General features: G+C 62.1%; 22 protein-coding genes. 5 read left to right on the top strand and 17 right to left on the bottom strand.

The window, feature by feature from the left end; genetic code table 11:
* Positions 1–15: 15 nt before the first annotated feature.
* The 11 genes from Q1A85_RS14210 to Q1A85_RS14160 all read right to left on the bottom strand — a co-directional run bounded on the left by Q1A85_RS14210 (position 16) and on the right by Q1A85_RS14160 (position 10034).
* Positions 16–1290 (bottom strand): NAD(P)/FAD-dependent oxidoreductase, encoded by a 1275-nt coding sequence (locus Q1A85_RS14210; protein WP_299690545.1) that lies wholly within the window; start codon positions 1288–1290, stop codon positions 16–18.
* 24 nt (positions 1291–1314) lie between these two features.
* The gene (locus tag Q1A85_RS14205) at positions 1315–2022 is read right to left on the bottom strand and encodes a c-type cytochrome (protein ID WP_299691441.1); all 708 of its coding nucleotides are present in this window, start codon (positions 2020–2022) and stop codon (positions 1315–1317) included.
* Positions 2022–3359 carry a c-type cytochrome gene (locus Q1A85_RS14200; RefSeq protein WP_299690542.1) on the bottom strand — a complete coding sequence of 446 codons (1338 nt, stop codon included), beginning with the start codon at positions 3357–3359 and terminating at the stop codon, positions 2022–2024. The genes Q1A85_RS14205 and Q1A85_RS14200 overlap by 1 nt, the downstream gene beginning before the upstream one ends.
* A complete protein-coding gene (gene soxC, locus Q1A85_RS14195; RefSeq protein WP_299690539.1) occupies positions 3343–4605 on the bottom strand; it encodes a sulfite dehydrogenase in 1263 nt (420 codons plus the stop codon). Before soxC ends, Q1A85_RS14200 begins: the two co-directional genes overlap by 17 nt.
* Positions 4606–4622: 17 nt before the next feature.
* Positions 4623–6323 carry a thiosulfohydrolase SoxB gene (gene soxB, locus Q1A85_RS14190; RefSeq protein WP_299690536.1) on the bottom strand — a complete coding sequence of 567 codons (1701 nt, stop codon included), beginning with the start codon at positions 6321–6323 and terminating at the stop codon, positions 4623–4625.
* An 89-nt stretch (positions 6324–6412) separates the two neighbouring features.
* Positions 6413–7243 carry a sulfur oxidation c-type cytochrome SoxA gene (gene soxA / locus Q1A85_RS14185; protein WP_299690533.1) on the bottom strand — a complete coding sequence of 277 codons (831 nt, stop codon included), beginning with the start codon at positions 7241–7243 and terminating at the stop codon, positions 6413–6415.
* 35 nt (positions 7244–7278) lie between these two features.
* Positions 7279–7608 carry a thiosulfate oxidation carrier complex protein SoxZ gene (soxZ, locus tag Q1A85_RS14180; protein ID WP_299690530.1) on the bottom strand — a complete coding sequence of 110 codons (330 nt, stop codon included), beginning with the start codon at positions 7606–7608 and terminating at the stop codon, positions 7279–7281.
* Between the two features lie 49 nt (positions 7609–7657).
* Entirely contained in the window at positions 7658–8080 is a 423-nt protein-coding gene (gene soxY / locus Q1A85_RS14175; protein WP_299690527.1) for a thiosulfate oxidation carrier protein SoxY, read from the bottom strand.
* 25 nt (positions 8081–8105) lie between these two features.
* Entirely contained in the window at positions 8106–8561 is a 456-nt protein-coding gene (gene soxX / locus Q1A85_RS14170; RefSeq protein WP_299690524.1) for a sulfur oxidation c-type cytochrome SoxX, read from the bottom strand.
* A 156-nt stretch (positions 8562–8717) separates the two neighbouring features.
* Positions 8718–9278: a thioredoxin family protein gene (locus Q1A85_RS14165; RefSeq protein ID WP_299690521.1), complete on the bottom strand. Its 561-nt coding sequence runs from the start codon at positions 9276–9278 to the stop codon at positions 8718–8720.
* 15 nt (positions 9279–9293) lie between these two features.
* The gene (locus tag Q1A85_RS14160; RefSeq protein ID WP_299690518.1) at positions 9294–10034 is read right to left on the bottom strand and encodes a cytochrome c biogenesis CcdA family protein; all 741 of its coding nucleotides are present in this window, start codon (positions 10032–10034) and stop codon (positions 9294–9296) included.
* Between the two features lie 158 nt (positions 10035–10192).
* Between Q1A85_RS14160 and Q1A85_RS14155 the strand changes: the two genes are divergently transcribed.
* From Q1A85_RS14155 to Q1A85_RS14135, 5 genes are all read left to right on the top strand, one after another.
* Complete coding sequence (locus tag Q1A85_RS14155; protein ID WP_299691438.1) at positions 10193–10483, top strand: hypothetical protein; 291 nt, start codon at positions 10193–10195, stop codon at positions 10481–10483.
* A 6-nt stretch (positions 10484–10489) separates the two neighbouring features.
* On the top strand, positions 10490–10873 hold the full coding sequence (locus Q1A85_RS14150) for a metalloregulator ArsR/SmtB family transcription factor (RefSeq protein WP_299690514.1): 384 nt from the start codon (positions 10490–10492) through the stop codon (positions 10871–10873).
* 42 nt (positions 10874–10915) lie between these two features.
* Complete coding sequence (locus Q1A85_RS14145) at positions 10916–11971, top strand: YeeE/YedE family protein (protein ID WP_299690512.1); 1056 nt, start codon at positions 10916–10918, stop codon at positions 11969–11971.
* Positions 11972–12047: 76 nt separating this feature from the next.
* Entirely contained in the window at positions 12048–13166 is a 1119-nt protein-coding gene (locus Q1A85_RS14140) for a CaiB/BaiF CoA-transferase family protein (RefSeq protein ID WP_299690509.1), read from the top strand.
* Positions 13163–14350 (top strand): FAD-dependent monooxygenase, encoded by a 1188-nt coding sequence (locus Q1A85_RS14135; RefSeq protein ID WP_299690507.1) that lies wholly within the window; start codon positions 13163–13165, stop codon positions 14348–14350. Before Q1A85_RS14140 ends, Q1A85_RS14135 begins: the two co-directional genes overlap by 4 nt.
* On the opposite strand, the gene Q1A85_RS14130 is transcribed toward Q1A85_RS14135, so the two are convergent.
* From Q1A85_RS14130 to Q1A85_RS14105, 6 genes are all read right to left on the bottom strand, one after another.
* The gene (locus tag Q1A85_RS14130) at positions 14347–15351 is read right to left on the bottom strand and encodes an AraC family transcriptional regulator (protein ID WP_299690505.1); all 1005 of its coding nucleotides are present in this window, start codon (positions 15349–15351) and stop codon (positions 14347–14349) included. The genes Q1A85_RS14135 and Q1A85_RS14130 overlap by 4 nt on opposite strands.
* An 84-nt stretch (positions 15352–15435) precedes the next feature.
* A complete protein-coding gene (locus Q1A85_RS14125; protein ID WP_299690502.1) occupies positions 15436–16122 on the bottom strand; it encodes an adenylate kinase in 687 nt (228 codons plus the stop codon).
* Positions 16122–18080: an acetate--CoA ligase gene (acs, locus tag Q1A85_RS14120; protein ID WP_299690500.1), complete on the bottom strand. Its 1959-nt coding sequence runs from the start codon at positions 18078–18080 to the stop codon at positions 16122–16124. Before acs ends, Q1A85_RS14125 begins: the two co-directional genes overlap by 1 nt.
* Before the next feature lie 358 nt (positions 18081–18438).
* A complete protein-coding gene (locus Q1A85_RS14115) occupies positions 18439–18828 on the bottom strand; it encodes a carboxymuconolactone decarboxylase family protein (protein WP_299690498.1) in 390 nt (129 codons plus the stop codon).
* A complete protein-coding gene (locus tag Q1A85_RS14110) occupies positions 18825–19931 on the bottom strand; it encodes an aromatic ring-hydroxylating dioxygenase subunit alpha (protein ID WP_299690495.1) in 1107 nt (368 codons plus the stop codon). The genes Q1A85_RS14115 and Q1A85_RS14110 overlap by 4 nt, the downstream gene beginning before the upstream one ends.
* On the bottom strand, positions 19928–20815 hold the full coding sequence (locus Q1A85_RS14105) for a MurR/RpiR family transcriptional regulator (protein ID WP_299690493.1): 888 nt from the start codon (positions 20813–20815) through the stop codon (positions 19928–19930). The genes Q1A85_RS14110 and Q1A85_RS14105 overlap by 4 nt, the downstream gene beginning before the upstream one ends.
* Positions 20816–20874: the final 59 nt, after the last annotated feature.

Genomic DNA, 20874 nt, shown 5'->3' with positions numbered 1-20874 from the left:
CGCCCCGCCATTTTCTCAGGCTTTTGCGCCGAACATGTCGGCGGTGATACCTGCGTACCAGCCTTCGGATTCTTCGTAAGTGGCCTTGCGGATATCCGCGGTTTCACCCGTTTGGCTGATGAACCCGTCGACCTTGGCGATCTTTTCCTCTGTCGCCTCGTAGGTCGCGCCCACCTTCACGCCGTCATTGGTGTCGATCAGCGACCAGCACGTGTTCGAGAACTTGGCCGGGAACACTTTGGATCCGGTCAACGCCCCGCGCACCGCGTTGGCGCAGACCTTGGCCTGGCTGTTGGCGGAAAAGCCGGATTTGGGCATGTCGCCCTGCTGGCTCGCATCGCCCAGAACGTAGACATCCGGGTCGGCCTTGGTTGACATGTCGGCGGCGTTCACCGGCGCCCAGTTGCCATCGGTCACACCGGCCAGATCAGCGATGCGCCCGGCCTTCATCGCCGGGATCACATTGGCCACGTCAACTTTGGTCTCCTCGCCGTCGATGGTGACAGTCATGGCCGCTGGATCAACTGACACGCTGCCGCCGCCAAAGTCTTCGCCGATCCAGTCGATCATGCCCGCGTAATGGTTGTTCCAGCCTTCTTGGAACAGCGCCATTTTCGAGAATTTCGGCTTGGGGTCGGCCACGATGATCTTGGCCGTCGGGTTGTTGGTCTTGAGGTAGTGGGCCACCATCGACACCCGTTCGTATGGGCCGGGGGGGCAGCGGTATGGGTTCGGCGGCGCAACCATGGCGAACGTGCCGCCTTCGGGCATCGCGGCCAGTTGCGCCTTGAGCAGTTCGGTTTGCGAACCGGCCTTGTAGGCGTGGGGCATGGCGTTCTGCGCCGAGACGTCCCAGCCGGGCACGGCCATGTCGACAAAGTCGATACCGGGGCTCAGGATCAGCTTGTCATATTTCAGCGACGCGCCGCCCGCCAGTGACACGGTTTTGGCATCGCGGTCCACGCCCACGGCCCAGTCATGCACGACGTTCACACCACCCGCGGCAAGACCGCCGTAGCTGTGGCCGATCTCGTCGATCTCTTTGAACCCGCCCAGATAGAGGTTGGAGAAAAAGCAGGTGTAATAGGTGCGCGTGGGCTCGATCAGGGTGACATCCACCGCGCCTTTGCTGTCCTTGGCAATGTAGCGTGCCGCCGTGGCGCCGCCTGCACCCCCCCCGATCACGACGACACGTGGTTTGCCGTGTCCGTCGGCCAGCACCATTGGCGCGGCAAGACTTGCCGCAGCAACGGCAGAAGTTCCAAGAAATGTCCGTCTGTCAAAAGTCATGGTGGTCTCCTCCCTAGGATCGCCTCAATTCTCGAGGTTTGTGAAATGCGCAGCGAGCGCCGCAATCTCTTCGTCTCCCAACCGCCCGGCGATCATCTGCATCACCGGATGGTTGCGTTGCTTGGTCTTGTAGGCGTGCATGGCCACGACGAATTGATCTTCGGGCCAGAGCGTGATGGACGGAATGCCGTCATCGCCGCCCGTCGCCTGATGGCATGTCGTGCATTCGCCGCTGAGGTATTCGCCATATTCCGGGTCGCCCACGAGCGCGAGGATGGCGGGATCAAGGTCATGGTCGACGCCGGTCGCGGTGGGGTCCGCCTCGGGGATATTGGCCGGATCATCCGAAAACTGGCGCAGGTAGACGATCAGATTGGCCCGATCCTCCGGGTTTTTCAGTCCGCGAAAGCTCATCCGTGTTCCGGTGGCCATGGCGCGTGGGTTTTCGAGAAAGACGTCCAGCGTGTCGGCGTGCCATTCCAGCCCGCCAGCACCGGCGCGCTGAAAGCTCTTGGAATAACGGAAATCGTCAAGCCCCGCCGCCTTGCGTCCGAACAGGCCGTTCAGGTGTGGGCCGCTGCGATGTTTGGCGCCTGCACCAACCTGATGGCAGCCTTTGCACTGTTGAAACACCTGTTCACCGGCGGCAATGTCGCCGGTGTCCGCGCAGACCGATTGGGCCACCAGCCCAAGCAGGGCAAACCCCGCAAGGTGCCTGAGCGGCCCGCGCATCATTCGCCAAAACTTTCCAGATAGGCGGTGATGGCAGCGATGTCCTCGTCCTTCTTCAGACCGGCAAAGGCCATTTTGGTGCCTTTCATGTAGGCTTTGGGTTTGGCGAGAAAGGCGGCCAGTTCCTCGGCGGTCCATGAGCGGCCTTCGGCAGCGGCGGCGATGAACCCGTCCGAGTATTTGAACCCATCGACGCCGCCCATCGCGCGCCCGATGAGGCCGTTCAGTTGTGGGCCGGATTTGTTTCTGGCACCGTCCCCCACCGCATGGCAGGCGGCGCATTTCTTGAACACTTTTTCACCGTGCTTCAGCAGGACGTCATCGGCGCTGGCGACTGTTTCTGTTGGGGCAGGGGCCGGTGCAGCGGCGACTTCGGGCTTTGGCGCCGCCGCAGGGACAAAGGACGGGCCGTCGGCGGAAAAGGTCGGCAGGCCGTCCACGCTCGCCATGTTCGGGACCGAGTTTGAGCCGCCCTTGGGGGGGGTCTCCACCAAAAAGACCGAGCGCATGGTGATCCGCGCCTCGTCCTTGCAGGCTTCCATGCAAGGCTCGGCGCGCCATTCGGCGTATTCGAGGTCGGGCCGGTCATCGACCACAAAGCCATCGGCATTGTGCATCTCGACATCAAGGAACGTGTCGCGGCTTAGCACGAAATCGTCGTCGACCATGTCGTTGGAATAAAGGATATAGGCCACAATGGCATAGGTTTCGTCTGCCGTCAGTGTGCCCGCCCCGCCAAAGGGCATGGAGCGGTGGACATAGTCGAACACGGTGGACAGGTAGGGCCAGTAGCTGCCCACGGTCTTGACCGGATCCTTGTCGCCCAGCGTGTCGAACCCGCCGGCCAGTACCGGCCAGTTGTCCACCCCTTCGGCAAAGTCGCCGTGGCAGGCGGCACAGTAATCGACAAACACCTCTTCGCCCGTCCAGACATCGCCGCTGCCCTCGGGCAGGCCACGCCCGTCAGGCAGAACGTCCACGTCCCACGCAGCGATTTCCTCGGGCAGGGCCGCGCGGCCCAGACCAAACCCGCCATCGCGCGCCGGGGCAGGGGCGGTCAGCGCAGCACTGGCGCGCTGTTCCTGCGCTTTGGCCATGACTTGGGCCACCTGTTCCTGCAATTCTGCGGCACGGGCCGCTTCGGCCTCGGCCTGTGCGGTTGCTTTGGCAGCATTGGCCGCCGCAGCGCTTGCGTTGGTTTCGACCTGCTCGACACGGGTTTCCAACGAGGCGATCTTGTCCGCGCCGTACCCTTTTTGCGATATGCCGTAGGCGGCCCCCAGCACAATGCCGGTGACGCCAAGAGCGGGGAGGAGGATGTTAGGAGACTTCGACATTCTCGGCGATCCCTTCTGCGTTCACGTACCAGGTCTGGATACAGTTGTTGTGATAGACCGAATTCTCGCCCCGCTTTTCGCGCAGCTGTTCCTTGGTGGGCTGGACATATCCCGTCTCGTCCATAGCACGCGATTGCAGCAGCATCGGCGCACCGTCCCAGTCCATGTCGAGGTAGAAGCGCGTGAGCGCCTTGGTGTCGCCCTGCTTGCCCAGCCGCGCGGTTTCCCATGTGATGCCGCCGTCCTTTGACACGTCCACGCGGGTGATCTTGCCATGGCCGGACCACGCCAGCCCCGAGATCACCAGCGGCCCCTTGCCATGGGTGATCGGCATTTGCGGGCTGGGGGCGGTGATGACGGATTTGGCGTCCATCTCCCACGTCCATTTGCGGGCGGTGCCGTCCTCCAGCACATCGGTGTATTTCGAGGTTTCCTCGCGGCTTTCCACGGCCGTGTCGGTCACTTCGATGCGGCGCAGCCACTTGACCCACATGTTGCCTTCCCAGCCCGGTACAACGAGGCGGACGGGGTAGCCATGTTCCATGCGCAGCGCCTCGCCATTGGCCTTGAAGGCGACCAGCACATCATCAAGCGCTTTCTCCATAGGGATCGACCGCCCGTTCGACGATGCATCCGCGCCTTCGACATAGACCCATTTGTCGGCGTCCATGTCCGCGCCGGCCTCTTGCAGCAGGGTGCGCAGAGGCACGCCGGTATACTCCATGTTGTGGATCATGCCGTGGGTGAACTGCACACCGTTCAGCTGCGCACCGGCCCATTCCATGCCCGTGTTGGCCGCGCATTCGCAGAAATAGACGTGGTTTTCGCGGGGGAAGCGTTCCAGATCATCATAGGTAAAGACCAGCGGCCGATCGACCAAGCCGTTGATCATCAGGCGGAAATCCTGCTTGGACAGCTCGATGGCACCCGAATGGTGCCGCTCAAACGCGCAGCCCTGCGGTGTGATCGTGCCGTCCAGCGCGTGGATCGGGGTGAAGTTGATCGACGAGATCGGCGACGCGGTCAGCCATTCGACATTGCGGCGCACCACATGGCTCTCAAAGCTGATCGGCATCCCGTAGGGCGTCTCGTCGACGCCAGCGCCGGTATAGCTGGCCCAGTCCTGCAATTCGGTGATCAGCGGGTCCGGCCCGGCAGCAGAGGCGGCGCTTGCCACGCCCCCGGCGGCCACGGCGGCAGAGCCGCGCAGGAAGGCTCGCCGGGATGGTTTGAACGTGTCATCCATGTCTGAGTTTCCTTGTCCTAGACGCCGGTCACGACGACGCTGTTGTTGTCGGGGTTCACGGTCACTGTGCCCATTTTGGCGATGTGTCTTTCCACCACGTCCCAGATGTGCGGCCCCTCGGTGCCCTCGTTGACCGAGGCCCAGCCCGCGACGACGTAGTTGCGCGCAGGGTCTATGGCTTCGCCAGTGCCAAGCAGGGTCATGTTGCTGATACGGCTGCCTTGCGGCTGGCTGACGTCGATGTGGTAGCCAAGCCCGCCAGTGCGCACCATGTCGCCGCCCTGCTGGTAATAGGGGTCGGGGTTAAAGATGTTGTCGGCCACGTCCTCCAGCACCACTTTCAGGAATTCGCCCGTCATTTCCGTGCGATAGGCCTTGCCGTAGGTCATGGAGGTGACGTTGTAGATATCCTCGCGGGTGATGTCCTGACCGGGGATCATCGACGGCCCCCAGCGCACGCCGGGACTGAGCGCGATTTCTGCGTCCCGCTCGGACAGGAGCGCGTCACAGATCAGGTCGTCCCACGTGCCGTTAAAGTTGCCGCGCCGGTACAGCAGGCTGTCGGTCTGTCCGATCACTTCGGCCATCTCGGCCTCGTAAGGCGCGCGTTGCGCGTCGATCAGGGCGGTCATGTCCGCGTCCGGTGTGATCACGTCCGCAAAGATCGGGATCAGCTTGGATTTGTAGCCCAGAAGCCGTCCGTCGCGGATATCAAGGTCGATGCGGGTGACAAACTTGCCGTTGGAACCGGAGGGGAAGATCAGCGTGTCACCCGACAGGACGGGTTCGGGCAGGGCGTCATGGGTGTGACCCGACAGGATCACGTCGATTCCAGACACAACCGTCGCCATCTTCTTGTCCACGTCAAAGCCGTTGTGGCTAAGCACGACGACGCATTCGGCACCCGCTGCCCGCACCTCGTCCACCATGGCCTGCATGTTCTCGTCCCGGATGCCAAAGGCGTATTCGGGGAACATCCAGCCGGGATTGGCGATGGGCATGTAAGGGAAGGCCTGCCCGATCACCGCGATCTTGGTGCCGCCGCGCTCGAACATTTTGTAGGGCGGGAACAGGTCGGTCGGTTCGTCCCATTCCACGTCAAATATGTTCTGGCCAAGGGCAGCGAAAGGCAGGCTTTCCACCAGTTCGTTGACCCGATCCGACCCCAGCGTGAATTCCCAGTGGAAGGTCATGGCATCCGGTTGCAGCGCGTTCATCACGTTGACCATGTCCTGCCCTTGGGTCTTGAGACAGGTGTAGGAGCCGTGCCAAGTGTCGCCGCCATCCAACAGGATCGCGTCGGGCCGGTCGGCCCGGATCGCATTGACCACTGTGGCCACACGGTCCAGCCCGCCCACGCGCCCATAGCCCCGCGCGAGGGAGGAAAAATCGCCAGAGCTGAGGGCGTAATGCGCGGGCGAGCCATCGTTGATGCCGTACAGCTTGCGGAAATCGGCACCTGTTACGTGCGGCACGGCACCTTTGTTGCCGCCCACGCCGATGTTCACCGACGGCTCCCGGAAGTAGATCGGCTTTAGCTGCGCGTGGATGTCCGTGATGTGGATCAGCGAGACATTTCCGAACGTATCGAACTCCAGCAGTTGGTCCTGCGTCAGCGCCTGTTGCGCGGCCAGCCGCGCCCAGTTGCCAAACCCCGACGCGCCAATGAGCGCCGAGGCTGCCATGCCAACCTGAAGAAAGTCCCGCCGCGAGATCATATGAGCTGTCCTTTGATACATATGCGTATGTTTGAATTTATACGCGACAAAAAAGCCCCGCGCCATAAGACGCGAGGCCATTGGATGGTTTAGTTGCGCACCGAAGGCGTTTCGACCGACAGGCCGGTGCCGCGTGATGCCAGATACAGTTCCAGCGCCTTGAATTCGTCGCCGCCCTCGGCAAAGGGGGTGGCGCGGATGTTCTTCATGCACCCCTTGAAGCGCCCGTGGATCGAGTTCAGCTTGGCATTTTTCAACCGGTAGGTGGGAAAGCCGTTGATCTGGCCCTGGCTCAGGTGGTCGGCCCGGATCATGACGCCATAATTGTCCTCGTGACAGTTCGAGCAGGACATATCCAACTGACCCACACGGGTGTAATACAGCTCTTTGCCCTTCTCCCAGAAGGGGGCCGCATCGCCGTCAATGGCCACGTCCATCGGCATCCCACGCGATTGCAGACCAATCAGCGCTGTCATGGCGGTCATCGGACCCTTGGACCATTTCCATGCCTCGGCCCCCATGCGTTCGGTCCGGCAATCGTTGATCAGATTTTCCATCGTGACCAACTCGCCGTCCTGAACGCGGGGCAGTTGCGTGCGCAGCCCGGCGAAATCCTCGACGTTTTCGTGGCAGGACGAACAGGCTTTGCCCTCGGTGCCATCCACCTTGTCAAAAAGATCAATACCCTGATCCACAAAGACAAAGGCGGGGTTATCGAAATCGTCGGTTTCCAGCGCCTGCGTCTCGGTCGAGCGGAACCGCCAACCCGAATAGATCGTGTCGACATTTTCCATGTGCGCGGGTGCCGCAGTTTCGGTCACCATCGCCTCGCCTTCAATACTCAGCGTGCTGCTGTCCTGGGCAAAGGCCGCGCCGGCAAAGCCCGCGACCGCCAGTGTCATCCATGGTTTCAAGTTCATTGTGGTCCCTCCCTGACTTGATCGCGTCCCTCTTGTCAGGAAACTTCGATCTTCTTGCTTGTGTCGTAGACGTCGCCGTCGTCGTCGTACCATGTGAACTTGAATTCACCGGATTCCGGCACGATGGCCTCGAACTGGAAATAGGGGTTGGTCGAAATCGCCGGTTCCAGCGTCACGTCGATGACGTTCTGGCCGTTAAAGTCGGCGGTGAACCGGTTGATGATCGAACGGGGGATGACGTTGCCGTCATCGTCCTTGCGCTGACCGCTTTCCATCTTGTGGCTGATCAGCGTCTTGATCGTGATCGCCTCGCCTGCTGCGGCGGTCTTTGGGACTTTTACGCGGGGTTTTACGCCGGATGCCATGTGTTATCTCCGATTGTCTGAGCGCCGGTTGAGGGCGCATGTCTTTGGATCAGCCGCCGCAGCCGCCGATGGTCACTTTGACGTTGGCCGATGCCTTCTGGAACGACCCGTCTTCCATCTTGGCGATGGCGACGACGTTCTGGGTGGTGGCCAGACGGATGCGTGTGGACGCGCTGCGCGAGGCGCTGAGCGGGCCAAAAGTAAAGGTGGCCACGTTGGGCACCGGGTTGCCGTCGGCAAACAGGGTGATCGCGACCGCACCGGGGGCGCTGACCTCGATCGGGACGGTGTTGCCGTTTTCCGCGATCTCGGGAGCGGTGAGCGTGATTGCCCCTTCGCCCAGAGCCGCGCCGCCGGTCAGTTCCGCGATGGCGTCGTCGGTCAGCGAGGCGAAAGCGGGCAGGGAGCCCATCGCCGTGGCCGCCACACCGGCAGAGCTGAGGATCAGCAGATTGCGCCGTGTCAGTTTCATGTCATGTCTCCTCGGGTTCGGGGAATTACTGCTCTTTGAGCGTCATCAGATAGGCGACCACATCTTCGACCTGTTGGGCGGTCAGGATGCTTTGCCCTGCAAAGTCGTCCAGCGGGCGGGTATAGCCTGCGTCGACATAGAAGGCGGGCATGATTGTGCCTTCGAACATCATCTTGGAATTCGTCACGATGCCGCGCAATTCTGCTTGGGTCCAGCGGTCGGCAACGCCGTCCATAGGTGGGCCGACCTCGCCGTGAAAGCTTTCTTCGGACAGATCCGCGTTGGTATGGCAGGCCAAGCAATTGCCTTGCTTGCGATTGGCAAAGACCTTGCGCCCTTCGACCGCATCACCCGCTTGCCCGGTCAAGGACTGTTCGACCGTGCCGTCCACGAACGATACAGCGGTTGGTTTCACTTCTTCTGCGACAGCCACGGATGCAGCCAAAGCTGCGGCGACTGTCATTCCAAATGCGTGTTTCATGCACCCTCCCTTGGACGATTCTTATCGGTCCTTGGCAGGTACACTAATGTACACATTCGCGATTACGCAACATCAAATTCAACTAAGTGAATTTTTATATCTGTTCGCAACTGCAGCATTTCACGCAAGGTATTGTTCGCGCGTGCAGAACGTGGCTCAGCCTTTTTGCTCTTCGAACTTGCGGGCGTGGTACTTCTGAAACGGCTCGTCGCCTTCGTAGCCTTTTTCGACCACCCAATTCAGCATGTTGAATGTCGTCCAGCGTCCAAAGGCACCGGGCATGTTCGCAACTGCGGCCTGTGTCGCCATCACGTCGCCGCCCACCTCTTCGGGGAAAAAGTAGATGCTGGGTGTGAACAGGGCACCCCAGCGTTTCACCATGTCTTTCTCGGGCAGGGTGGTGCCGTCGAAATCGGTCACCTCGACGTCACCGAACATGTTGATTTGCACGACAAAGAAGTTGTCCTCGATGAACTGCGCAACCTCGGCGATCATAAAGACCTCTTCGTGCATCTTCTTGCAGTAGATGCAGCCGCGCTGCTCGACCATGATCATCAGGCGCTTGCCCTCTGAATTGGCCTCGTCAAGGTCTTCGGTCAGGTCCTTGAACGTATCGCGCATCCACGGCGCTTTGTGCAGGCCGTCATCGCCAAGCTCGGCGGCGTTCACGTGAACGGCAAAGGTCAGGGCAGTCAAAAGAGCAAAGAGGCGGAACATGGCAGGTCTCCCGAATTAGCCGATGGCGCTGAACCACGGGACGTGCTCCAGCATCCATTGGGCGATGTAGTTGATGGAATTGGTGGCGATCAGAACGCCAAAGAGGATCAAAAGCGCGCCCATGATCTTTTCGACCAGTCCCAGATGGCGGCGGAACCGCGACATGAACCGCATGAACGGACCGATGAACAGGGCGGCGGCGACAAAGGGCAGGGTCATGCCCAGCCCGTAGACAAACAAGAGGCTGGCACCTTGGCCCGCCGTCTCTTGCCCCGCAGCGGTGAACAGGATCGCCGCCAGAACCGGGCCCACGCAGGGCGTCCAGCCAAAGGCAAAGGCGAGGCCGATGACAAATGCGCCGACAAACCCAACGTTGGAGGTGTTGCCCGCATCCGCGCGGAACTGACGATAAAGAAACCCGATGCGGATCAGGCCCAGAAAATGCAGCCCCATGGCGATGATGATCGCCGCCGCCACCCAGCGCAGGATGTCGAAATACTCCCGCACCATCTGGCCAAAGGCCGTGGCGGTCGCGCCCAGCCCCATAAACACCGTGATGACACCCAACGCAAAGCAACAGGCCGCCAGAAAGGCGCGCATCCGCACCTCGCGCGAAATCTCGGCCTCGGCTGAAATCTGGTTCATGCCAACGCCTGCAAGGTAGCTGAGGTAAAACGGCACGATGGGCAGAATGCAGGGCGACAAAAAAGACAGCAAACCCGCCACCAAAGCGCCGAAAAATGTGACATCGAACATGTCTGGGCCGTCCCTTGCCTTGAGATATTCACGAATTAGATTATGATTAATTGTGAAACCGCGTCAATCGGAGCACTTTTGTGAAGCCCTTACGCACCCTTGCCCTTGCGGCACTGACCTGTCTGCCGCTGCCCGGCTGGGCGGACACCTACCTGCTGATGGCGGAGGAGGATGGATGTTACTGGTGTGCCAAGTGGAACGAGGATATCGCGCATATCTATCCCAAGACTGCAGAGGGCAGGACCGCGCCGCTGCAACGCTATGATCTGCATGGCGAAACACCGGATGTCGTCTTTGTCCAGCGGGTTCATTTCACGCCGACCTTCATCCTTGTGGAAGACGGGGCAGAGGTGGGCCGGATCGAAGGATATCCGGGCGAAGACTTTTTCTGGGGGCTGCTCACAATGATGTTTGAGCGGGCCAACATACCCTTGGACAAGACAGGCTAAAACGATATGACGCTTGACGTGACACATGAACCTGACACCTCGATGGACACGCCGTCCCGGTTGCCGGTTTTCGATGCCAATATGTGCGCCGAGGACATGGAAAAGATGATGCGCAATGCGCAGGCCGCGTCCAATTTTCTCAAGGCAATCAGCCATGAAGGGCGGTTGATGATTCTGTGTCATCTGGCCTCAGGCGAAAAATCCGTGACCGAGCTTGAGGATTTGCTGTCTGCCCGTCAGGCGGCGGTGTCGCAACAGCTGTCCCGCCTGCGGCTCGAAGGGCTGGTCAAGCCGCGCCGCGATGGCAAGGCGATCTACTACAGCTTGACAGATGACCGGCCCAAGCAAATCATGGAAGTGGTCTACGACCTGTTCTGCAGGGAAGACTGACCGGTCGCCTCGCCAGTGAACGGTCTTCGGGAGGAAGCCGATATGCTGGAACTGCTGGGTGAAGCAAACACCGTTGCTTTGATTGGACTTTTGGGTGGCATCGCCCTCGGGCTGGCTGCGCGGATCGGTCGGTTTTGCACGTTGGGCGCGATCGAAGACGTCCTGTACGGCTCTGATGACAGACGGATGCGCATGTGGGCCATTGCCATTGGTGTGGCCATTCTGGGCACTCATCTGGCGATGGGCATGGATCTTTTTGACAGCGGTCAATCGGCCTATCTGGACCGGGTTTGGAACCCGGTCGGCACCATCATCGGCGGGCTGATGTTCGGATATGGCATGGCGATGAGCGGCAATTGCGGCTACGGCGCGCTGGCGCGGCTGGGAGGCGGTGATTTGCGGTCCTTTGTCATCGTGATGGTCATGGGACTGTCGGCCTATTTCGTGATGTCGGGCCCGCTTGCACATGCGCGCGTTTGGCTGTTCCCGGTTGAATTGGGGGCCACCGCGCCGCAGGGGCTTGGGCAGCTTTTGCAGGTTCACATGGGCGCTGCACCAGTGGTGACGGGCCTCGTTGTCGGGGCCATCGTGATTGCAGTCGGCCTCGCCAGTGCAGAGATGCGGCGCTCGCCCAAACATATCTTTTGGGGCGCGGTCGTCGGATTGGCCATCGTGTCCGGCTGGATCGGCACCTTTTGGGTGACAACCACCGGGTTTGAGCCGGAGCCAATCGAAACCCACAGCTTTGTCGCGCCCATCGGAGACACGTTGATTTACGTGATGACCGCGTCCGGCAACACGTTGTCGTTCAGCGTGGGCTCTGTCGTGGGGGTGATGATCGGCGCGGCTCTCGGCTCCTATTCCAAAGGTCATTTCCGCTGGGAGGCCTGCGAAGACCCGCGTGAACTGCGCCGCCAGATCGGTGGCGCAGCCCTGATGGGGCCGGGCGCGATCCTCGCTGTGGGGTGCAGCGTGGGGCAGGGGATTTCGGCCTTTTCCACGTTGGCCTTTAGCGCACCGGTGGCATTCGTGGCGATCTTTCTGGGCGCGGGTATCGGTCTGAAACAGCTGATATCGGGTTTTTCTCCAGCCGAGTGACGGTGGCTCTTTGCCGTCCCTTGCACCCGCTGGCGGGGTCGTGTCCTATCGTCGGACAGCACGGGGGAAGATGTGGATGTCCGGGCCACTTGCATCACTGAAAGTCGTTGAATTTTCGGGCCTTGGCCCGGCACCGCTGGCTGGGCAATTGCTGGCCGATCTGGGCGCGCAGGTCCGCGTCATTGACCGCGCCAGCGGGCGCGCCGACGCGACAGATGTGAACCGGCGGGGCAAGCACTCCATCGCGCTCAACCTCAAATCCGACGCGGGCCGCGCCGTGGCCCGCGCGATGCTTGACGACGCGGACATCCTGATCGAAGGCTTCCGCCCCGGCGTGATGGAGCGGTTGGGCCTTGGCCCCACGGATTGCCCTGACAGTCTGATCTATGGGCGGATCACCGGCTGGGGGCAGGACGGCCCGCTGGCACAGCGGGCAGGGCATGACCTGACCTATCTCGCCGTTTCCGGCGCGCTGAGCCTGATGGGTCCCGCCGACAGGCCCCCTGCGCCGCCGCTGAACCTTGTGGCGGATTACGGGGCCGGAACGATGTTCCTGCTGTTCGGGGTCCTGTCGGCGCTGGTCGAACGGGGGATCACGGGCAAGGGGCAGGTGGTGGATGCAGCGATGGTCGACGGAGTGCCCGCCATGATGGGCCTGCTGCACGGAATGATGGCCAAGGGTGCGTGGGGCGCAGCGCGCCACGCCAACTGGCTGGACGGCGGCGCGCCATTCTATCGCTGCTATACCTGTGCCGACGGGCGCCACGTGGCCGTAGGCGCGCTTGAACCGCAGTTCTATGCCGCGCTGCTCGCAGGTCTGGACCTGTCGCCGCAGGACATGCCCGATCAGAACGATCAGGCCCATTGGCCCGCCACCCATGCACGGTTCGAGGCGATTTTCGCCACGCGCACGCGCGATGACTGGGCCGAGCAATTCGAGGGGACAGACGCCTGCGTGGCACCGGTTCTGAGTGTGGCAGAAGCCGCGGCACATCCGCATCTGGCCACGCGCGCGACTTATGTGCGACGGGCGGATGTGCTGCAATCGGGCACCGCCCCACGGTTTTCCCGCACGCCCGCTGGTGTGCCCCATGCACCGCAGGCACCGGGCGGCAGCACTGACGCAATCCTCGCGGAACTGGGCCACGATGCTGCGGCGATTGCCGCGCTCCGCGCGCAGGGGGCCATCACATGAAGGTTACCATCGTCGGTGGCGGAATCGGTGGTCTTGGTGCGGGCATTGCCTGTGCGCTGCGCGGGTGCGCGGTGTCGGTGCTGGAACAGGCCCCGGCGCTGACCGAAGTGGGTGCAGGCCTGCAAATCTCGCCCAATGGCTGGCGCGTTCTGGTCGCGATGGGCGTGGCGCCGCTGCTTGCCGATACGGCCTTTGAACCGGATGCGATTGAAATGCGGATCGGACAGACTGGGCGGCGGGTGTTCCGCCTGCCGATGCGCGGCTATGCACAGAACCGCTGGGGGGCGCCGTATATGCACGTGCACCGCGCCGATCTGGTGACGGCGCTTAACGCCCGGCTTGACCAACTGGCCCCCGGTGCGGTGCGGACCGGCGTGGTGGCCCGCGCCTACACACCTGACGGCACGGTCCATCTGGACAGCGGCGAGATGGTGCGCAGTGATCTGGTGATCGGCGCGGACGGGCTGCATTCGGTTGTGCGGCGGCAGATGCTGGGCCCGGACGCACTGCGCTACACCGGCAACGTCGCGTGGCGGGCGGTTGTGCCTGTGGAAGCCCTTGGAACCGATGCGCCCCCCCCAACGGCTTGCGTCTGGGTTGGGCAGGGACGGCACGCCGTGACCACGCGTCTGCGGGCCGGAAAACTGGCCAACTTCGTCGGTATGGTCGAACAGGCCGCACCGGCAGAGGAAGGCTGGCGCAGCACGGGTACAGCTGCCCAAGCCGCCGCGGATTTTGCCGGGTGGCATCCCACCATCACACGGCTGATCGGACAGGCGGAGGTCCTGCACCGCTGGGCGCTGTTTGACCGCACGAAGCTGCCGCGCTGGCATGACGGGCGTGTCACTCTGCTGGGCGATGCGGCGCACCCGATGTTGCCGTCGATGGCGCAAGGCGCGGTGCAGGCGTTGGAAGACGCCTGGTGCCTTGCCGGTTTGGTAACGACGCGCGGCTCAGTCGAGGCCGCATTGGCGCAATACTATGCCCTGCGCATCGACCGGACGGCGCGCATACAGCGCGGATCGGCTGCGAATGCGCGGATGTTCCATCATGCCTCCCCTTTGGGGCGTCTTGCGTTTTATGGACCGATGGGGATTGGCGCGCGGCTGCTGCCGGACCTGATCCACCGCCGTCAGGATTGGGTCTATCGCCATGACGTCACGGCTGAGGTGCCGCCGCTTTAGGCGACAGGCGCGCGCACTGTGCCGGGCGTCTGACCCGTCCAGCTTTGAAAGGCACGGTAAAATGAATTGGGATCGCGATAGGCCAGCAAAACGCTGATCTCGGCCACGTTGAGGTCGGTCGAGGTCAGGTATTGCCGGGCCAGCGCCTCGCGCATCGCGTTCAGTTCCACCTGAAAGGTCGTGCCTTCGTTCTTGAGGTGGCGTTGCAGGCTGCGCGCGCTCAGATGCAGGCGGCGCGCGGCGTCATTTACGTGCGCCTCTCCGGCAGGCAGCATCTCGGTCAGGGCGGTGCGCAAACGGGCCGTGACGGCCTGTCCTTCGCGTTGCAAATTGATCTGGCGGCGAAAGCTCGGCTCCAGCTGTGCCCATTGATCCGCGTTCGACGACAGCAGGCGGCGGTCCGTGACGGCGCGGGGCAGGGTGATGCTGTTGGTCTGCCCACTGGTGATGGGACAGCCGATAAATGCCTCGATCTCCGCGTGACAGGTCACGGGTTCCGCCAGTGTGGCCGCCTCGGCTGTGGCGGACTGGCCCGTGCAGATGCGGATCGCCTCCATCAGGAACACCAGTTCTGTCGCGGCAAAACTCGCAGGCAGCGGCAGGCCGGGGAGGTTGGAGGATTTTTCAACGCGCAAACCGCCTGTGTCAGTGCGGTGCAGGTCCAAAGAAAGCGGACCGGTGAGCGGCTTGAAGAGCGCCAGACGCTCCAGCCCCACGGCCACGGTCGGACTACAGGTAAAGGCGAAAAAGGCGGAATTGAACGGACCGCGCGCATAGGCCTGCCCCAGTAGCAGCGGGGCGTCGGTGCGGCCCGACACGTCGATCATGGCGGTCCAGCCTTCCAAATACTCGATTGGCGTCACGCCGCGCATGTCGGTTTCAAAAAAATCTGGCGGGCGGCCCATGCGCTGCAACATCTGGCCCACTTCGATGCCGAGAAAACCGCAGAGCTGTTCCACGGTGCGGGCCACTTTGTAGCGGATATGAGGGTCCTTGCGCATCGCGCCAATGTGCAGGCTGGGCCGCGCCGAGACCAGAGGGGTGGCGCGATCCGTTAATCACATGGCGCGTTCTGCAAGTGTCGGTCAGGCAGCGGCAGCTTTCACCACATTGCCAAGCGTGGTCGCAATCTCGTCGATTGACCCCATGGCGCCCACCCGTTGCAATACGTCGTGACCCGCATAATAGCTGATCAGCGGTGCGGTCTGGGCGTGATACGCCTCAAGCCGCGCGGCGACCGCCTCGACCGTGTCATCGGCGCGCCGCGTCATGTCGGTGCCGCCGCATTTGTCGCAGATGCCATCGCTGGTCGGGCGTTTGAAACTGTCGTGATAGCCCTCGCCGCAGGTGCCGCAGGTATAGCGGCCCGCGATACGGTCAACCATGGCCGCGTCGTCCACATCAAGGCTGATCGCGGCATTGATGCGCTGCCCGGTTTCGGCCAGCATCGTATCCAGCGCCTCGGCCTGCGCACCCGTCCGCGGAAAGCCATCAAGGATGACGCCCTTGGTGCAATCCGGCTGCGCCAGCCTGTCGCGCAGGATCGCGATGACGATGTCATCGCTGACCAGCCCGCCCGCTTTCATCACCGCGTCCGCTGCATTGCCCGCCTCGGTGCCCGCGGCGACGGCGGCGCGCAGCAGATCACCGGTGGACAGCTGCACATAGCCAAAGCGCTCTTCGAGCATTCGCGCCTGCGTGCCTTTCCCGGCCCCGGGCGGGCCGAGCAAAATAAAGACCGGGCAACTGGTTGCGGACTGTACACCGTCCATCAGGCGTCCTGCCGGTTCATGCGGTTCTCGATCAGGTCATCGACCACCGACGGATCGGCCAGCGTCGAGGTATCGCCGAGCGCGCCAAAGTCATCCTCGGCGATCTTGCGCAGGATGCGGCGCATGATCTTGCCCGACCGGGTCTTGGGCAGACCCGGGGCCCACTGGATCAGGTCAGGTGACGCGATGGGGCCAATTTCGGTCCGCACCCATGTGCGCAGCTCTTTGCGCAGCTCATCGCTTGGCTCTTCGCCATTCATCAGCGTGACATAGCAATAAATGCCTTGCCCCTTGATGTCGTGGGGATAGCCGACCACAGCGGCCTCTGCCACTTTGCCATGCGCGACCAACGCGCTTTCCACCTCGGCGGTGCCCATGCGGTGCCCGGACACGTTGATGACGTCATCGACGCGGCCCGTAATCCAGTAGTCGCCATCCGCATCCCTGCGGCAGCCGTCGCCGGTAAAGTAGTAACCCTTGTAGTCGGAAAAATATGTCTGTTCGAACCGCTCGTGATCGCCCCAGACCGTGCGCATCTGGCCGGGCCAGCTGTCCGCGATGACCAGCACGCCCTCGACGCCATTGCCTTCGATGATCTCAGCCGTGGTGGGTTCCAGCACAAGAGGCTTGATGCCAAAAAACGGCTTCATCGCGGCACCCGGTTTGGTGGCGTGGGCACCGGGCAGGGGGGTCATCAGGTGGCCACCGGTCTCGGTTTGCCACCAGGTATCCACGATCGGGCAGCGCCCGCCGCCCACCACATCGTTGTACCAGTTCCACGCTTCCGGATTGATCGGCTCACCCACGGTGCCCAGCAATTTCAGAGATGACAGATCGGCCTGCGCCACAGGGTCATTGCCATGCGCCATCAATGCGCGGATCGCGGTCGGCGCAGTGTAGAACTGTGCCACTTTGTGTTTTTCGCAGACCTGCCAGAAACGAGAGGCGTCGGGATAGGTCGGCACACCTTCGAACATCAACGTGGTCGCGCCATTGGCGAGCGGGCCGTAGACGATATAGCTGTGACCGGTGACCCAGCCCACGTCCGCCGTGCACCAATAGATGTCCCCGTCGTGATAATCGAAGGTGATCTCGTGCGTGAGCGCCGCATAGACTAGGTAGCCGCCAGTGGTGTGCACCACACCTTTGGGCTGCCCCGTTGAGCCCGAGGTATAGAGAATAAACAGCGGGTCTTCGGCGTTCATCTCTTCGGGCGGGCAATCGGCAGAGACGTTGGCCGCCTCTTCGTGCAGCCAGAAATCCTGCCCGGCGCGCCATGCGATCTGTTGGCCCGTGCGCCGCACAACGAGGCATTTGGTGGGATCAATCACGTTGATCAACGCTTGGTTCACGTTGTCCTTGAGGTTGGTCACACGGCCCCCGCGCGGCGCACCGTCGGCAGTGATCACCACCTTGGCATCGCAGCCCGAAACGCGCGCGGCCAGCGCATCCGGTGAAAATCCGGCAAACACGATGGAGTGAATGGCGCCAATGCGCGCGCAGGCCAGCATGGCATAGGCGGCTTCGGGGATCATCGGCAGGTAAATCACGACGCGGTCGCCCTTGCGCACGCCCATGCCTTTGAGAACATTTGCCATTTTGCACGTCTTGGCGTGCAGTTGGCGGTAGGTGATGTGTTGGGCGTCATCGGCCGGATCATCGGGTTCCCAGATGATCGCGGTTTGATCGCCGCGCGTGTCCAGATGCCGGTCAATGCAGTTGGCGGCCACGTTCAATGTCCCGTCGGCATACCAGTTGATCGACACATTGCCGAACTCGTAAGACACGTCACGCACTTGGGTGAACGGCGTCATCCAGTCCACACGCTTGCCATGCTCGGCCCAAAACGCATCCGGGTCCGCAATCGACGCGGCGTACATTTCATCATATGTGGCGGCGTTCACATGTGAGCCGTCTGCAAAGGCCGCGCTGGGCGCATAGGTTTTTGTGTCGGACATGAGGTTCCTCCGCTTGTCGATCTGCGCATGTTGTCTTGGAGGCGATGCGCGGCTGGACGCACCTCCTGCGCCCGGGCCCTGATCGGTCCTCCTCCCGATGCGGGGATCATACGCAATGCGAGAGAGAAAGAAATAAGGCGTTGGTCTGACAGGGGTTCGCAATAAACCCGGTGCGATACGGTCCAGTACGCCACGATCTGCACCGCTCTTTTGCGGAATTGCCAATGAAATACAATTGGTTGCGGCTCTCTCCGAAGCGATTTTTCTACGTTTCGCACCACGCAGCAAATGGAAAGGCCGCCTCATGCGATGCGACATTTTGTTTAAGCGGGCGGTCTATCGGGCCCGCGTCCCAGAATCACAACAGGCCGCGCTCGGTCAGCACTTTGCGCGCGGCGCGAAAGCACTCCAGCCCTTGCGGCACGCCGCAATAGATCGCGACCATATGGACCGCCGCGCGGATTTCCTCGACCGAACAGCCATTGTTGATCGCACCGTTGCAGTGCAGTTCCCACTCTTGCATTTTGCCCAATGCGCCGATCATGGCGAGGTTCATCAGGCTGCGCGTCTTGGCGTCAATCGCCGTGTCGCCCCAGCCAAAGCCCCAGCACCAAGCGGTCATCGCCTCTTGGAAAGGGCGGTTGAAATCATCTGACGCGTCGAGGTTTTTCTGCACATAGGCATCGCCCAGTGTGCCTTTGCGCTGGGTCAGGCCCTGTTGGAACAGGTCTTCGTCAAAGAGGCTCATGTCAGTGTCCTTTGGCTGGGGGCCGGGTTGGCCGTGTCCACGGCCTCGCGCATCCAGCGCTGCAAATGCAAGATCGAATGTTCGGAGTTTACGCCGCAGCCTGGGTCCACCACCAGCGGGCCGGGCACATACCCGCGCGAGCGCAGACCGCGTTGGACACTCTCGACGAGGTGGATGTCTTCCTCCACAGTGGTGGCGCGGTCTTGTTGCGCCAGCCGCCGCACCGCTGCGTCATCCGCGCCGCCCACGCTGTACCAGCCGCGCCACACCACCACCTCCGACGCACTGACCGCGCGCCAGTGGTAGGTGTTCAGCATGTTTCCCGGATAGACCTGAAACGAGAACATCGGCCACAGGAACCAACTGGAATATTCATCGCTGTGGGCATAGCCGCTGTCGATGTCATAAGTCATCGCATCCAGATTCTGACATTCGGTCGTGTGGCGCAGGCAATAGCCTTGCGGCTGGATGTCGTAGGTTTCGGGCTTGACCACGCCAGTGGCAAAAGTGGGGTGGTTCAGGCTGCAATGGTAGCATTCGGAGTAGTTTTCGACCGAGACTTTCCAGTTGCAGCGTTCCGGGATCTCTACCCACTCCAGCGGTTTGAACTGAGCGTGATGCGGCACCCATTCCGACAGTTCCGAACGCGCGTTTGGGAACCAGTCCTCCATCGGTGCGGCGTCGGGGTCGAGGTTGACGAAGACAAAGCCAAGGAAATCTTCGGTGCTGACTTGCGTCAGGCAGATGTCGGATGTGTCGAACCCTTCGACGGCGGCAATGTTTGGCCCGGCGCGCAGCTGTCCCGTCAACTCATAGGTCCAAGCGTGGTAGGGGCAGACGACGACGCGCGTGGTGCCCGAGCCTTGGACCAACTGATGTGCGCGGTGTTGGCAAACATTGTAGAACGTGCGGATGATGCCGTCGCGGCCCCGGATGCAAAACAGGCCCTCACCCGCCATGTCAAAGGTTGTGTAATCGCCCGGGTTCGGGATGTCACTGGCGTGGCAGGCAAATTGCCAGGTGCGGGCCAGAAGGCCTGCCTTTTCCACTTCGAACACCGCAGGATCGGTGTAGTAGCGCGCAGCCAGCGAACGGGTGGTCACGATTGCGGCTCCTCGTAGATGCCCAAGCGATGACGGCGGGCATGGAACGTCTCGACACGTTCCACGATCTCGGGCGAGGCCACCGCGATGACAAAGCTGAGCAGGGTTTCGAGCAGGGCGATGGTGCTGACGCTGCTGGGGAAAAACTGCGGCGTGTCGGCAGCCAGAACAAAGCCGTGGTCACTGGCCCGGATGATGGGCGAGGCGGGACTGTCGGACAGTGCGATGATGGTCATGCCCTGTTCGCGGGCCAGATGCACCGCCTCGACCACTTCGGTGCGGTACGGCTTGCAGGTGATGGCGATGAGCACGTCGCGCCCGTCGGCCCAGGCCAGATCGTCAATCGGCGAAGAGCCGGGGCGCGGGATGGCGTGGAAATCGACCATGCCCGTGGAGGCGAGGTAGGTGAAGTTGCGGGCGTTGGAGTTGTTCACACCGACGCCAAGGGTAAACACCCGCCGCGCGGCCCAGATCGCCTTGGCTGCGGCGGTCAATTGCGGTTCAGTGATGTTTGCAAAGGTCTCTTCGATATTTTGCAAAGCGCTCGTGATCATGTCGGCGTATAGCCCACCCAAAGCACCGGCACCCGCCACGTCCTGTAACCACCGCGCGCGGTCTGGAAAGCTGGCGGCACCGCTGCGGATCGCCGCGCGGAACGGCGCGCGGAAATCGTCATAGCCGTCAAAGCCCGCAGCGCGGGCCATGCGCATCACCGTGTTGGGCGTGACCTGCGCGGCTTGGGCAATTTCGCGCACGGTGCTGACGCCCACGTCAGCGGGATTTTCCAGCACGTAAGTGGCGGCCTTGCGCGCCTGTGGCGACAGCGCGTCCAAAGCGCCGGAGAGACGGTCGAGCACGGTCGATGGCATGTTTGTGTCATTCATGATTGACGACGGTACATTTGTGTCACTAGCCTGCCAAGTCAAAATCGTCTGCTCCCGGA

It is taken from the genome of uncultured Tateyamaria sp., from assembly GCF_947503385.1.
Taxonomy (GTDB): domain Bacteria; phylum Pseudomonadota; class Alphaproteobacteria; order Rhodobacterales; family Rhodobacteraceae; genus Tateyamaria.
Note: the sequence above shows the minus strand (reverse complement) of the source record. Positions and strands in the feature narration are given on the sequence as shown.